Genomic DNA, 14,838 nt, shown 5'->3' with positions numbered 1-14,838 from the left:
TCTCGGAAATTCGTAGAATTTATCGGGAAGGAAGCGGGATAAGTTATTCTTATTATTAAATCCCGCAGAATGAGGGGGCAATTTACTGTTAATACAGTCAAATGCCCCATTTACTGTCAATCAGTGACAAAAATGCTGCACAACCTGACTGATAAGCGCCCGTGTCGGCTTAATAAATGCCGTATCGATAAATTCATCGGGCTGGTGTGCCTGATTTATTGAACCCGGACCCAGGACCAGCGTCGGGCAAAGCTGCTGTATAAATGGTGCTTCGGTGCAGTAGTTCACCACCTCGGTTGGCGTTCCCAGTAATTTCTCGACCACGCTCACCAGTTCATGACTGACCGGACACTCATAGCCCGGAATCGGCGGATGCAGCTCGGCCACGGTGATACGCCCCGGCCAGCGGGCACTCACCGGAGCCAGCGCCTCATTCAGAAGCCCATCCAGATCGCTTAGCGACAGACCCGGCAGCGGACGGATATCCATGTGCAGTTCACAGCAGGCGCAGATACGGTTAGCGGCATCTCCGCCATGAATATGACCGAAGTTCATGGTGGGGTAGGGAATAGCAAAGCCGTCATGGTGATAACGCTCCTGCAGCGTAGTGCGCAGTTGCATCAGGTGGGTAATCGACTCATGCATCAGTTCAATGGCGTTGACGCCGCGCGCCGGATCGCTGGAATGACCCGATTTCCCTTCAATACGAATCACATTCGACAGATGCCCTTTGTGCGCACGCACCGGCTTGAGCGAGGTCGGTTCACCGATGATGGCGCAGTCGGGACGCAGTTGCGTCGATTCCGAGAAATATTTGGCACCCGCCATGGTGGTCTCTTCATCGGCCGTGGCGAGGATATAGAGCGGCTTACTCAGCGTCGTGACATCCACATCGCGCAGCGTATCAAGAATAAAGGCGAAGAAGCCTTTCATGTCTGCCGTGCCGAGGCCATAAAGCTTGTTGTCGTGCTCGGTTAATGTAAAGGGATCGCGGGTCCAGCGGCCGTCATCAAAGGGAACGGTATCGGTATGACCGGCTAACAGCAGGCCGCCCGCTCCGCTGCCGGTGCGCGCCAGCATGTTAAATTTATTGCGGGTGCCGGGCACCGGCTGCACTTCAACGCTGAAGCCAAGGTCGCGGAACCAGCCGGCCAGCAAATTGATTAAAGTTTCATTACTCTGATCCAGTGCGGCATCGGTTGCGCTGATCGACGGCGTGGCGATTAACTGGCTGTACAGTTCAATAAAAGGCGGTAATTTTGTCTTCACTGTTGGCGGTCCTTGGGTTAGGATGTATCCATATTCATGCAGTAATAGTGAATAAAAATACATTAACGTCCTCTGCAAGGGAACCTTAAATGATTGCAGATGACAGGGTGGGTAACGGGGCAAGGCCGCGACCCGGAACGTGCGACTGTAAAAAGGGTTACAGCCTGATGTTGAATACGCTGATCGTTGGTGCCAGTGGTTATGCTGGTGTAGAGCTTGCCACCTTCCTGAATCGCCATCCACATATCAACATAACCGCTTTGGCGGTTTCGGCGCAAAGCCCTGATGCTGGCAAGCGCCTGTCCGATCTCCATCCGCAGCTGAAAGGTGTTGTGGATTTACCGCTTCAGCCGCTGAGCAGTGCGGCGGAGTGGGCAGACAAAGTGGATGTGGTGTTCCTGGCGACGGCCCACGAAGTCAGCCACGATCTGGCCCCGGAATTTCTTAAGGCCGGTTGTGTGGTGTTCGACCTGTCGGGCGCGTTCCGCGTGAATGACGCTGATTTTTACACCCGCTTCTATGGTTTCACTCATCAGCATGGCGACTGGCTGGATAAAGCGGTTTACGGCCTGGCGGAATATCAGCATGACAAAATCCAGCAGGCGCAGCTGGTGGCGGTGCCCGGTTGCTACCCGACCGCTGCTCAGCTTGCGCTGAAACCTTTGGTGAATGCCGGTCTGTTAAACGATGCGCAGTGGCCGGTCATTAACGCCACCAGCGGCGTGAGCGGTGCCGGACGTAAAGCGAATGTCGGCACCAGCTTCTGTGAAGTAAGCCTGCAGCCTTATGGCCTGTTCAATCATCGCCATCATCCGGAAATCGTTGCGCACCTCGGTACGCCGGTGATCTTCACGCCGCATCTGGGTAGCTTCCCGCGCGGTATCCTGGCGACCATTACCTGCCGTCTGAAAGCGGGTGTCAGCCGTGACGATATCGCCGCCGTCTTCCATCGTGCCTATGACGACAAGCCGCTGGTGCGGCTTTACGATAAGGGCGTACCCGCGCTGAAAGCCGTCGTGGGGCTGCCTTACTGCGATATCGGTTTTGAGGTGCAGGGCGAGCATTTGATTGTGGTAGCAGCCGAAGATAATCTGCTGAAAGGTGCGGCATCGCAGGCGGTACAGTGCCTGAATATCCGGTTCGGCTTCCCTGAAACACAGTCACTGATTTAACGGACAACTAAACCATGACCAATCCATTAATTATTAAGCTGGGCGGTGTGCTGTTAGACAGCGAAGAAGCGCTGGCGCGTTTGTTTGAAGCACTGCTGAACTACCGCAGCGCCCATCAGCGTCCGCTGATTATTGTCCACGGCGGCGGCTGCCTGGTGGATGAGCTGATGAAAAAGCTGGCGCTGCCGGTGATGAAGAAAAATGGCCTGCGCGTCACCCCAGCCGATCAAATCGATATCATTACCGGTGCGCTGGCGGGAACCGCCAACAAAACGCTGCTGGCCTGGGCAAAAAAATCGGGCATTAACGCAGTCGGCCTCTGCCTGGGTGATGCGGGCATCGTCAATGTTGCTCCGTTTGATGAAGAACTCGGCCATGTTGGTCACGCGATGCCGGGCGATCCGGCACTGCTCAACACTCTGCTGGCCGCCGGTTATATGCCGGTAGTGAGCTCAATTGGCATTACTGACAGCGGCGACCTGATGAACGTCAATGCTGACCAGGCCGCGACCGCCCTGGCCTCGACGCTGGGTGCTGATCTGGTCCTGTTGTCAGACGTCAGTGGTATTCTCGACGGCAAAGGTCAGCGCATCGAAGAGATGACCGCCGACAAAGCTGAGCAACTGATTACCCAGGGCATTATTACCGATGGCATGATTGTGAAGGTGCATGCCGCGCTTGATGCGGCGCGTACCCTGGGCCGCCCGGTGGATATCGCCAGCTGGCGTCACGCTGAGCGGCTGCCTGACCTGTTTAACGGCGTGTCGATTGGCACCCGGATTCTCGCTTAACGACTCTGATTCAAGGATTAAGAAATGCAAACGCAAAACATCAAAAAAATCGTTCTGGCTTACTCCGGTGGTCTTGATACGTCGGCCATCATTCCGTGGCTGAAAGAGAACTACGGCGGCTGTGAAGTGGTCGCTTTTGTAGCGGATATCGGTCAGGAGCGCGGCGATCTGGAAGGTGTGGAGAAGAAAGCCCTGCAGTCCGGCGCATCTGAATGCCACGTGGTAGACCTGCGTGAAGCGTTCATCAGCGACTACGTTTATCCGGTACTGCAGACCGGTGCCCTGTATGAAGGGACTTATCTGCTGGGCACCTCAATGGCCCGTCCTATCATCGCGAAAGCACAGGTTGAACTGGCGCTGAAAGTGGGCGCGGATGCGCTGTGTCACGGCGCTACCGGTAAAGGAAATGACCAGGTGCGTTTCGAAACTACCTACACCGCGCTGGCACCGCAGCTGAAAGTGGTGGCACCGTGGCGTGAATGGAATCTGCGTTCACGTGAAGCGCTGCTGGATTACCTGAAAGAGCGCAACATCCCGACTACCGCGTCACTGGAGAAAATCTACAGCCGTGACGAAAACGCCTGGCACATCTCCACTGAAGGCGGCGTGCTGGAAAGCCCGGCTAATGCACCGAATAAAGATTGCTGGGTCTGGACAGTCGATCCGCTGGACGCGCCTGACCAGCCTGAAGAGGTGACCGTAACCGTTGAGAAAGGCCGGGTTGTGGCCGTTAACGGCGAAAAACTGAGTCCGTTCCAGTGTCTGGAAAAACTCAACGTGCTGGGTGCAAAACATGGCGTTGGCCGTATCGACATCGTAGAAAACCGTCTGGTGGGCATTAAGTCCCGTGGCTGCTACGAAACTCCGGGCGGCACCATCATGGTCAATGCACTGCGTGCCGTTGAGCAGCTGGTGCTGGATCGCGACAGCTTCAAATGGCGTGAGCAGCTCGGCCACGAGATGTCCTATGTGGTTTACGACGGTCGCTGGTTCGCTCCGCTGCGTAAATCAATCCAGGCTGCTGCTGAATCGCTGGCGGAAGAGGTTAACGGTGAAGTGGTGCTGCAGCTCTACAAAGGTCAGGCGACAGCCACCCAGAAGCGTTCTGCGAACAGCCTCTACTCGGAAGAGTTCGCCACCTTTGGCGAAGACGAAGTCTACGATCACCGTCATGCGGGCGGCTTTATCCGTCTGTTCTCGCTCTCTTCGCGCATCCGCGCCCTGAACGAGCAGAAGAAGTAATTTTCAGGCGAGGTGCGCCTCGCCTCACAGTTTCACTTCAGGGGCGGCATTTATGCCGCCCCTTGTTTAACGATTCAGAGGAGTTTTCACATGGCACTTTGGGGTGGACGGTTTACTCAGGCAGCGGATCAACGTTTTAAACGGTTTAATGACTCGCTGCGCTTCGATTACCGCCTGGCAGAGCAGGACATCATTGGCTCTGTTGCCTGGTCCAAAGCGCTGGTGACAGTAAATGTTCTGACCGGGGATGAGCAGCAGCAGCTGGAAGCGGCCCTGAATACGCTGCTGGATGACGTGCGTGAGAATCCGGAGCAGATTCTGCAGAGCGACGCTGAAGATATCCACAGCTGGGTTGAAGGCAAGTTGATCGACAAAGTGGGCGCGCTGGGTAAAAAGCTGCACACCGGCCGTAGCCGTAATGATCAGGTCGCGACCGATCTGAAACTGTGGTGCAAGGTGCAGATTGACGCACTGCTGGCTGCCACGCGTGATCTGCAGCAGGCGCTGGTGATCACTGCTGAAGCCAATCAGGATGCGGTCATGCCGGGTTACACCCACCTGCAGCGTGCGCAGCCGGTGACATTTGCCCACTGGTGTCTGGCTTATGTTGAAATGCTGGCACGTGATGAGAGTCGTCTGCAGGATACCCTGAAGCGGCTTGATGTCAGCCCGCTGGGCTGTGGCGCACTGGCCGGTACTGCATACGAGATCGATCGTCAGCAACTGGCCGGCTGGCTGGGCTTTGCTTCTGCCACACGCAACAGTCTGGACACCGTGTCAGACCGCGATCACGTGCTGGAACTGCTCTCTGACGCCGCTATCGGCATGGTACATCTGTCGCGCTTTGCTGAAGATATGATCTTCTTCAACACCGGTGAAGCGGGCTTCATTGAACTGTCAGATAAAGTCACCTCCGGCTCCTCGCTGATGCCGCAGAAGAAAAATCCGGATGCGCTGGAGCTGATTCGTGGCAAGTGTGGTCGGGTGCAGGGCGCACTGACCGGCATGATGATGACGCTGAAAGGTCTGCCGCTGGCGTATAACAAAGATATGCAGGAAGACAAAGAAGGGCTGTTTGACGCGCTCGATACCTGGCTCGACTGTCTGCACATGTCCGTACTGGTGCTGGATGGCCTGCAGGTTAAACGTCCGCGCTGCCAGGAAGCCGCTGAACAGGGTTACGCCAACTCAACCGAACTGGCTGACTATCTTGTCGCTAAAGGCGTGCCGTTCCGTGAAGCACACCATATTGTCGGAGAAGTGGTGGTTGCCGCCATCGGACAGGGTGTCGCGCTGGAAGCGCTGTCGCTGGCCCAGCTGCAGCAGTTCAGCACGGTAATTGGCGATGATGTCTATCCGATTCTGGCGCTGCAATCCTGTCTGGACAAGCGTAATGCGCAGGGTGGTGTCTCACCACAGCAGGTTGCGCGTGCTATCGGCGACGCAAAACAGCGTCTCGCGTAAATCGCAGGCAAAAAAAGCGGGCATATAACATGCCCGCCAACCTCTAGCTTCAGAATTACTACTTTTTTATAGGCACATCATCTAAAGCGTCCGCTCTCCCGGCCGACGCTCAGATTCGATTACGCTGACAGCAAGTATTGTTGCAAATCCTCACTGCCGCCAATGTGACGCCCCCCCATGAAGATTTGCGGCACTGTCGCCCGGCCTGAAACGGCACGCAGACTTACGGTTGTCGCATCCTGCCCCAGCACAATCTCTTCATACTGAATACCATGATTCATCAGCATCTGTTTTGCCTGAGTGCAGAACGGGCAACCCGGTTTAGTAAAGATGGAGACCGACTCCTGGGCTTTACACTCTGGTGCCAGATAGCGCAGCATGGTGTCGGCATCTGAGACCTCAAAGGGGTCGCCAGCCTTGTTCGGCTCGACAAACATTTTCTCGACCACGCCGTTACGCACCAGCATCGAGTAGCGCCATGAGCGTGGGCCAAAGCCTAAATCGGCTTTTTCAACCAGCATCTCCATGCCACGTGTGAATTCGCCGTTGCCATCAGGAATAAAGGTAATGTTGTCTGCGCGCTGTTCTGCTTTCCAGGCGTTCATCACAAAGGTGTCATTGACTGAAACGCACAGGATGCTGTCCACACCCTGCCGGGCAAACAGACCCGCTAATTCGTTGTAACGTGGCAGATGGCTGGAGGAGCAGGTCGGTGTAAATGCACCCGGCAGTGAAAAAACGATAACCGTTTTATCTTTAAACAACGCTTCAGTGGTTACATCGACCCAGCGATCGCCCTGACGCGTGTGAAAAGTGACTGACGGAATAGCTTTACCTTCCTGACTTGCAAACATTTTTGCTCCTGAACTGCCGTCTTCCATTTGATGCGCGCATTATTCCCAACCACCCTTGATAGGGCCAATCGTTCATTGCTATTCTATCTATCGCCACGGGCTATCGTGGTTTGGAGGGTAATAATGAATATTCGTGATCTTGAATATCTGGTTTCGCTTGCTGAGCACCGTCATTTCCGCCGTGCTGCGGATGCGTGTCATGTCAGTCAGCCAACATTAAGCGGGCAGATCCGTAAGCTGGAAGATGAGCTGGGTGTGATGCTGCTGGAGCGCACCAGCCGTAAAGTGCTGTTCACGCAGGCAGGTCTGCTGCTGGTGGAGCAGGCGCGAACGGTGTTGCGCGAAGTGAAAGTGCTGAAAGAGATGGCCAGTCAGCAAGGGGAAGCGATGTCAGGTCCGCTGCATATCGGCCTCATCCCAACCACCGCGCCCTATTTATTGCCACAGATTATCCCGACGCTGCACCAGACCTTCCCGAAACTGGAAATGTACCTGCACGAAGCGCAGACGCAGCAGCTGCTGTCTCAGCTCGACAGCGGCAAGCTGGACTGTGCGATTATCGCGCTGGTCAAAGAGAGCCAGGCCTTTATCGAAGTGCCGCTGTTTGATGAGCCGATGAAGCTGGCCGTCTATGCCGACCATCCGTGGTGCGATCGCGATCGCGTGCCGATGTCCGATCTGGCTGGCGAGAAGTTGCTGATGCTGGAAGACGGGCACTGTCTGCGCGATCAGGCGATGGGCTTCTGTTTTGAGGCGGGTGCCGATGAAGATACCCATTTCCGCGCAACCAGCCTTGAGACGCTGCGCAATATGGTGGCGGCTGGCAGCGGGATTACGCTGTTACCGGCGCTGGCTGTCCCGCCGGAGCGTGTCCGCGACGGCGTCTGCTATCTTCCCTGCTACAAACCGGTGCCACAGCGTACGATTGCGCTGGTCTATCGTCCGGGTTCACCTCTGCGCAGCCGTTATGAACAGCTGGCAGAGGCAATTAAAACCCACATGCAGCACTATCTCGACACAACGTTAAAACAGGCGGTTTAAGCCGTTTAACGCCGCAACGCGATAGGCTTCGGCCATGGTCGGGTAGTTAAAGGTGGTATTCACGAAGTACTCAATCGTGTTGCCACCATTTTTTTGCTCCATGATCGCCTGACCAATGTGAATGATCTCGGCAGCACGCTCGCCAAAGCAGTGGATCCCCAGAATCTCTTTCGTTTCCCGATGGAACAGAATCTTGAGGCTGCCAACGTTCATACCGACAATCTGCGCGCGTGCCAGATGTTTGAACTGTGCACGACCCACTTCGTAAGGCACTTTCATGGCCGTCAGCTGCTGCTCGGTTTTACCCACGGAGCTGATTTCAGGAATGGTGTAGATCCCGGTCGGAATATCTTCAATGAGGTGCGCTGACGCTTCCCCTTTGATAATCGCCTGCGCGGCAATACGGCCCTGATCGTAGGCGGCTGAGGCCAGGCTTGGGTAGCCAATCACGTCACCAACGGCATAGATGTGCGGCTGAGCGGTCTGATACATGCTGTTCACTTTCAGCAGGCCACGACCATCGGCTTCCAGACCCACATTTTCCAGCGACAGCGAATCGGTGTTACCGGTTCTGCCGTTGGCATACAGCAGGCAGTCCGCTTTTACTTTCTTGCCCGACTTCAGATGCATGATGACGCCATCTTCCACGCCTTCAATCTTCTCAAACTCTTCGTTGTGACGAATCACCACGCCGCTGTTCCAGAAGTGATAAGAGAGCGAGTCAGACATCTCCTGATCGAGAAACGCCAGCAGACGATCGCGGGTGTTAATCAGGTCAACTTTGACGTTCAGGCCGCGGAAAATCGAGGCATACTCGCAGCCAATCACGCCTGCGCCATAAATAATGACGTGGCCCGGCTCGTGGTGCAGGTTAAGGATAGAGTCGGAGTCATACACGCGGGGATGGGTAAAGTCGACGTCGTCAGGATGGTAAGGGCGTGACCCGCAGGCGATAACAAACTTCTCTGCCGTCAGCGTCTCACGCGTGCCATCGGGTTGCTCAATCTCAATGGTATTGGCATCCACAAAATGCGCATCACCCTGATACAGTTCACAGCGGTTACGCTCGTAGAAGCCCTGACGCATGGCTGTCTGCTGGCTGATCACGTTTTCGGTGTGATTGAGAATGTCGGCAAAAGAGGAGCGAAGCAGTCGGGTATGATCGCTATAGAGCGGGTTCTGGTTAAATTCAATGATGCGGCTGACGGCGTGGCGAAGGGCTTTAGAAGGGATGGTGCCCCAGTGCGTACAACCGCCGCCGATGTTGTGGTAGCGTTCGATCACGGCGATACGCGCTCCCTGTTTTACCAGCCCCATCGCCGCCCCTTCACCGCCGGGCCCTGAGCCAATCACAATGGCATCGTAATCGTAAGACTTTTGCATACCGATACGTCCTATTATTTATACATTTTTACAACGAGATTCTAACATCTCGTCGCGCACTTCTGAATTCTATCAGCGATTTTCGTCACAGTTTGGCAAAGAGTGAGGTTCACAGGCGGTGACAAAGATTGCCACTCTGTACGCTGAATATTTTGTTATAGTGCCCACTCAATACCGCTAAAGGCAGAGAGAATGGGCGTCAGAGCGCAACAAAAAGAACGTACACGACGTACACTGATTGAAGCAGCTTTCAGTCAGCTCAGCGCCGAACGCAGTTTTACCAGTCTGAGTTTGCGGGAAGTTGCCCGTGAAGCCGGGATAGCACCCACCTCTTTTTATCGGCATTTTAAGGATGTTGATGAGCTTGGCCTGACCATGGTCGATGAAAGCGGGCTGATGCTTCGCCAGCTGATGCGCCAGGCGCGCCAGCGTATCGCCAAAGGGGGCAGCATTATTAAAACGTCGGTGTCGACCTTTATGGAGTTCATCGGCAATAACCCCAACGCTTTTCGCCTGTTACTGCGTGAACGTTCCGGCACCTCTGCCGCTTTTCGTGCCGCCGTGGCGCGTGAAATTCAGCACTTTATCGCTGAACTGGCCGATTATCTTGAGGTCGAAAATCGCATGCCGCGCAGTTTTACCGAAGCGCAGGCTGAAGCGATGGTGACCATTGTCTTCAGCGCCGGTGCAGAAGCACTGGATGTTGATGCTGAGCAGCGACGTAAGCTTGAGGATCGGCTGGTATTGCAGCTGCGAATGATCGCCAAAGGCGCTTATTACTGGTACCGCCGTGAGCAGGAACGACTGGCGGTTACCCTGGAAAAAACCGAAGAGCAATGAGTAAGGATCCGTCCATGACCCACCCAGGTATCCGCGATAAAAGCACGCTGGCACTGGCTTTTATTACCGGCTTAGCGATTAACGGCTCGTTTTCTGTGCTGTTCAGCGCCTTTGTTCCCTTTTCGATTTTCCCGCTGATTGCGCTGGGTCTGGCGGCCTGGTGCCTCCATCAGCGGTATCTCAACACCAACATGCCGGACGGCATGCCAGGCCTGGCGGCGGCATTCTTCCTGCTGGGGATTCTGGTCTACAGTGCGCTGGTGCGGGCAGAATACCCGGATATCGGCTCCAACTTCATTCCCACCGTGTTAATGGTGGCGCTGGTGTTCTGGATTGCGACGCGTTTAAAGCGCAAGCGAAATGGGTTGTGATAAATGAAAACGGGAACCTCAGGGTTCCCGTTTTAGTTTACGCCTTACGTGTCAGCAGAACGCCGCATTCCATATGATGGGTATAGGGGAACTGATCAAACAGCGCCAGGCGCGTCACGTCGTGCGTTTCTGACAGCGTCTGCAGATTGTCACTCAGCGTTTGCGGATTGCATGAGATATAAAGGATGCGCGGATACGCCTGCACCATTTTCACCGTCTCTTCATCCAGTCCGCTGCGCGGCGGATCGACAAAAATCGTCTCGCATTCGTAACTGGTCAGGTCAATCCCTTCCAGACGATTGAAGCTGCGCACGCCATTCATCGCCTGTGTAAACTCTTCTGCCGCCATGCGAATGATCTGCACGTTATCAATCTGGTTCACGGCAATATTGTATTGTGCCGACGCAACAGAGGGTTTGGCGATCTCGGTCGCCAGCACGCGGCGAAAATTGCGCGCTAACGCCAGCGAGAAGTTGCCGTTGCCGCAGTAGAGTTCCAGCAGGTCACCCTGTGAATCCTGAGTCACGTCCAGCGCCCACTCCAGCATCTGAATATTCATCGCCGCATTGGGCTGGGTAAAACTGTTTTCGACCTGGCGATAAATGATTTCACGACCCGCCACCGGCAGACACTCATCGACATAGTCGCGATCCAGACAGATTTTGGTCTTCGTCGCCCGGCCAATCAGCTGCACATCCAGCCCTTCAGCCCGCAGCTGGTCACGCAGCACCGCGGCTGCCTGCTGCCACTCATCATCCAGCCTGCGGTGATAGAGTAATGAAATCACAATCTGATTGCTCATGGTCGACAGATAGTCGATCTGGAACAATTTATGGCGCAGGGTACGATTATCCCGGATTGCGGCAATCATCTTTGGCATCAGTTGATTGATCAGCTGGCTGGCCGCCGGGAACTGATCAACACGGATCCGCTCGCGTGTCTGCTGATCAAAGATGATGTGATAGATATCGTCGCCGTCGTGCCACAGGCGGAATTCGGCACGCATCCGATAGTGGCTGACCGGTGAACGGAACACCTCCACGTCGGGCGCAGCAAACGGCGTCATCATCGTCTCTAAACGACTGACTTTTTCCGCCAGCTGTGCGTCATACTCTTCAATGGGGAGATGTTCGGGTGTCATGAGCAATCCTGATTAATAGCTTACCAGCGGGCGATTGTAGGCATTCACTTGCTGATGTCCAGTCCTGCAGCGAGAAGATATCTGGCTGTCTGGACTTCCGTATCTCCACTCCGTAGACTGCAGACGCCGGCCTCAAGCCCGAGTTAATAGGGAATCCAGTGTGAATCTGGAGCTGACGCGCAGCGGTAAGGAATGTCGTGATGTGTGCAATTGCAGACACTGTCCTGCGGGATGGGAAGTCATCATCACTTATGGTTCCCAGCCCGAAGACCTGCCGGTGTAACGTCGCTACTCGTTCAGTCATCGCGTTCTATTGATTGACGGCCCGCGGCATCCTGCTTCGTCTTATGGATGCGTTTAAAAATGATAAATAAAAGTGCTTCGCTGTTCGCTCTGAGCGCAACGGCGGTGTGTCTCTGGGCGCAAAACGGTTTTGCGCAGGTCAGTGATGATACGCAAATCGTCACAGCCAACCGTTTTGCTGAACCTGTTTCAGGTGTGCTGGCTCCCACAACCGTCGTCACGCGTGATGAGATTGATCGCTGGCAGGCCAAAAGCCTGACGGATGTGATGCGCCGTCTGCCGGGTGTCGATGTCGCACAGAATGGCGGGTTAGGGCAGCAAAGTTCACTGTTTATTCGGGGCACCGAGTCCAGACATGTGCTGATCCTGATTGATGGTATCCGGCTTAATCAGGCGGGCATCAGCGGTTCATCAGATCTCAGCCAGATTCCCCTGTCGCTGGTGCAGCGCATCGAATATATTCGCGGCGCACGTTCTGCGGTTTACGGTTCCGATGCTATTGGCGGCGTGGTGAATATCATTACGGGCCGCGCACAATCCGGTACTACGCTGACCGCAGGCATGGGTTCCAATGGCTATCAATCCTGGGACGGATCAACCCAGCAGAGGCTGGGCGACGCGACAAAGCTGACGCTGGCTGGCAACTATACCTATACCAAAGGGTATGATGTGGTGGCGGGCTACCCTAATGACTATGGCCCGGCGCAGCACGATCGTGATGGCTTCATGAGCAAAACCCTTTATGGCAACCTTGAACATCAGTTCAGCGATGAGCTGAGTGGTTTTGTGCGGGGTTATGGGTTTGATAACCGTACCGCCTACGATGGGTCATACAGCTACGATGACAGTTTTACCCGTATCGTCGGGCTGGCCGATACCCGTCAGCTCTACAGCCAGACCTGGGACACCGGATTACGTTTTAACCGTGACGTCTACTCTACCCAGCTCATCGCCAGTTATGGTCATACCAAAGACATTAACTACGACCCACGCAATGGCCGCTACGGTGCCGCGTCCACCTTTGATGATGTCACGCAGTACAACCTGCAGTGGGGTAACACCGTACAGGTGGGGCAGGGCGCTATCAGCGCCGGTGTCGACTGGCAGAAAGAGACGACCGAGCCGGGTACGAATTATCTGTCAGATGGCTATGAGCAGCGTAATACCGGCCTCTACCTGACCGGCCAGCAGCAGTTTGGCAGCGTTACCCTTGAAGGTGCGGTACGCGGTGACGATAACAATCAGTTCGGCTGGCATAACACCTGGCAGACGGCGGCGTCATGGGAGTTTATCTCCGGCTACCGCGCGTTTGCCTCTTACGGCACTGCTTTTAAAGCACCGAATCTGTCGCAGGTTTACAGCCCGTTTTATGGAAATCGCGATCTTAACCCGGAAAAAAGTAAGCAGTGGGAAGCCGGTTTTGAAGGTCTGAGCGGACCGGTGAACTGGCGTGTTTCAGGCTATCGCAATGACATTGATAACCTGATTGATGCCGATTCTCAGACCTTCCGCTACTACAACATTAAGCAGGCTCGCATTAAGGGCGTTGAAGCGACCGCCGGATTTGATACCGGGCCGCTGGCGCATCAGCTCTCTTATGATTATGTTGATGCGCGGGATGGCAGCAGCAATCAGCCATTAATTCGCCGGGCGAAGCAGCAGGTAAAATATCAGCTCGACTGGACGCTGTATGATTTTGACTGGTCTGTTACTTATCACTATCTGGGTGACCGTTATGATACCGACTTCAACAGCACGCCCAGCCGTCGCGTGAAGTTAGGGGGCGTGAGCCTGTGGGATCTCGCCGTCTCATATCCGGTCACTTCACAACTCACGGTTCGTGGTAGAATTGCCAACCTGTTCGATAAAGATTACGAGACAGTGTATGGCTATCAGACCCCAGGACGAGAGTATTACCTCAGCGGCAGCTACACCTTCTGATTTGCGCCCTACCGTGCTGGTGTTTGATTCCGGCGTCGGTGGGCTTTCTGTCTATGATGAGGTCCGACAGCTGTTGCCGGACCTGCATTATCTCTATGCTTTCGATAACGCTGGCTTCCCTTACGGTGAGAAAAGCGAAGCCTTCATCGTGGAGCGGGTGGTCGCCATCGTTGAGGCGATTACTCAGCACTATCCTCTCTCATTAGTCATCATCGCCTGTAATACGGCCAGCACGGTTTCCTTGCCCGCTTTACGTGAACGCTTTGCGTTTCCTGTCGTGGGTGTGGTGCCGGCGATTAAACCGGCCGCACGCCTGACGCGTAATGGCGTGGTGGGATTACTGGCAACGCGTGCAACCGTGCGCCGTCCTTATACGCATGAGCTGGTGGCGCAATTTGCGGGTTCCTGCAACATTGAGATGCTGGGATCGGCGGAGCTGGTTGAGCTGGCAGAAGCGAAGCTGCACGGTGAAGCGGTTGCACTGGATGAGGTGCGGCGTATTGTCCAGCCATGGCTGCGGATGGCAGAACCCCCGGACACGGTCGTTTTAGGCTGTACGCACTTTCCTTTACTGCGCGAAGAGTTGCAGCAGGTGTTGCCTGAAGGGACGCGTCTGATTGATTCCGGTGCGGCAATCGCCCGACGTACCGTCTGGCTGCTGGAGCATGAAGCGCCTGAAGTACACTCCTTTCAGCAAAACGTCGCATTCTGTACGGCGCTGGATGGCGAAGCAGTACAATTATCACCCGTTTTGCAGCGTTATGGCTTCCCGGTGCTCGAAAAACTGGCACTTTAGCGGCTTTTAGCTGAAAAAATCGGCACTCGGAATTTTATTTGAAATTAGCACTTGTCAGCCTCCGAGAACTCCCTATAATGCGCCTCCACTGACACGGCACAACGGCTTACGAAGCGCCATGTTGAGTAGGTTCGAAATCATACGAACCAGTGAGTTAAGCGAAAATAAATGCTTGACTGACAATGCGGAAAGCGTAATATACGCAGCCCGCGCCGCAGTAAATCGCGGCA

At 54.9% G+C, this 14,838-nt stretch carries 13 protein-coding genes and 1 riboswitch; of the genes, 9 read left to right on the top strand and 4 right to left on the bottom strand.

Annotation, left to right across the window (positions count from 1 at the left end):
• Window positions 1-120: 120 nt before the first annotated feature.
• Window positions 121-1,269, bottom strand: a complete 1,149-nt coding sequence (argE, locus tag N5J69_RS18970; RefSeq protein ID WP_279772187.1) for an acetylornithine deacetylase — start codon at window positions 1,267-1,269, stop codon at window positions 121-123.
• Between the two features lie 167 nt (window positions 1,270-1,436).
• Between argE and argC the strand changes: the two genes are divergently transcribed.
• The 4 genes from argC (at window position 1,437) to argH (ending at window position 5,938) form a co-directional block, all read left to right on the top strand.
• Window positions 1,437-2,441, top strand: a complete 1,005-nt coding sequence (gene argC, locus N5J69_RS18965; protein ID WP_279772186.1) for an N-acetyl-gamma-glutamyl-phosphate reductase — start codon at window positions 1,437-1,439, stop codon at window positions 2,439-2,441.
• Window positions 2,442-2,455: 14 nt separating this feature from the next.
• Window positions 2,456-3,232, top strand: a complete 777-nt coding sequence (argB, locus tag N5J69_RS18960; RefSeq protein WP_161733024.1) for an acetylglutamate kinase — start codon at window positions 2,456-2,458, stop codon at window positions 3,230-3,232.
• 24 nt (window positions 3,233-3,256) lie between these two features.
• On the top strand, window positions 3,257-4,474 hold the full coding sequence (locus tag N5J69_RS18955) for an argininosuccinate synthase (protein ID WP_279772185.1): 1,218 nt from the start codon (window positions 3,257-3,259) through the stop codon (window positions 4,472-4,474).
• A gap of 90 nt (window positions 4,475-4,564) precedes the next feature.
• Window positions 4,565-5,938 carry an argininosuccinate lyase gene (argH, locus tag N5J69_RS18950; protein ID WP_279772184.1) on the top strand — a complete coding sequence of 458 codons (1,374 nt, stop codon included), beginning with the start codon at window positions 4,565-4,567 and terminating at the stop codon, window positions 5,936-5,938.
• Window positions 5,939-6,057: 119 nt separating this feature from the next.
• On the opposite strand, the gene N5J69_RS18945 is transcribed toward argH, so the two are convergent.
• Entirely contained in the window at window positions 6,058-6,792 is a 735-nt protein-coding gene (locus tag N5J69_RS18945) for a glutathione peroxidase (RefSeq protein ID WP_279772183.1), read from the bottom strand.
• A 123-nt stretch (window positions 6,793-6,915) separates the two neighbouring features.
• On the opposite strand from N5J69_RS18945, the gene oxyR reads away from it, so the two are divergent.
• Complete coding sequence (gene oxyR, locus N5J69_RS18940) at window positions 6,916-7,833, top strand: DNA-binding transcriptional regulator OxyR (protein ID WP_279772182.1); 918 nt, start codon at window positions 6,916-6,918, stop codon at window positions 7,831-7,833.
• Here oxyR and sthA read toward each other — a convergent pair.
• Window positions 7,816-9,216 carry a Si-specific NAD(P)(+) transhydrogenase gene (gene sthA, locus N5J69_RS18935; RefSeq protein WP_013359450.1) on the bottom strand — a complete coding sequence of 467 codons (1,401 nt, stop codon included), beginning with the start codon at window positions 9,214-9,216 and terminating at the stop codon, window positions 7,816-7,818. The two genes, oxyR and sthA, sit on opposite strands and share 18 nt — an antisense overlap.
• A 192-nt stretch (window positions 9,217-9,408) precedes the next feature.
• On the opposite strand from sthA, the gene fabR reads away from it, so the two are divergent.
• Window positions 9,409-10,056: an HTH-type transcriptional repressor FabR gene (fabR, locus tag N5J69_RS18930; RefSeq protein ID WP_279772181.1), complete on the top strand. Its 648-nt coding sequence runs from the start codon at window positions 9,409-9,411 to the stop codon at window positions 10,054-10,056.
• A 14-nt stretch (window positions 10,057-10,070) separates the two neighbouring features.
• Window positions 10,071-10,427 (top strand): YijD family membrane protein, encoded by a 357-nt coding sequence (locus N5J69_RS18925; protein WP_279772180.1) that lies wholly within the window; start codon window positions 10,071-10,073, stop codon window positions 10,425-10,427.
• A gap of 37 nt (window positions 10,428-10,464) precedes the next feature.
• Here the strand turns inward: N5J69_RS18925 and trmA are convergent, their stop codons facing one another.
• Complete coding sequence (gene trmA, locus N5J69_RS18920; protein ID WP_279772179.1) at window positions 10,465-11,568, bottom strand: tRNA (uridine(54)-C5)-methyltransferase TrmA; 1,104 nt, start codon at window positions 11,566-11,568, stop codon at window positions 10,465-10,467.
• 110 nt (window positions 11,569-11,678) lie between these two features.
• A riboswitch (cobalamin riboswitch) is annotated at window positions 11,679-11,862 on the top strand.
• Between the two features lie 69 nt (window positions 11,863-11,931).
• On the opposite strand from trmA, the gene btuB reads away from it, so the two are divergent.
• Complete coding sequence (gene btuB / locus N5J69_RS18915) at window positions 11,932-13,812, top strand: TonB-dependent vitamin B12 receptor BtuB (RefSeq protein WP_279772177.1); 1,881 nt, start codon at window positions 11,932-11,934, stop codon at window positions 13,810-13,812.
• Window positions 13,757-14,608 carry a glutamate racemase gene (gene murI, locus N5J69_RS18910; protein ID WP_279772176.1) on the top strand — a complete coding sequence of 284 codons (852 nt, stop codon included), beginning with the start codon at window positions 13,757-13,759 and terminating at the stop codon, window positions 14,606-14,608. The genes btuB and murI overlap by 56 nt, the downstream gene beginning before the upstream one ends.
• The last annotated feature ends 230 nt before the right edge of the window (window positions 14,609-14,838 follow it).

Origin of the sequence: Pantoea sp. GD03673 (genome assembly GCF_029844725.1) — a bacterium.
Taxonomy (GTDB): domain Bacteria; phylum Pseudomonadota; class Gammaproteobacteria; order Enterobacterales; family Enterobacteriaceae; genus Pantoea.
This window is presented reverse-complemented; position numbering and strand designations above follow the sequence as displayed.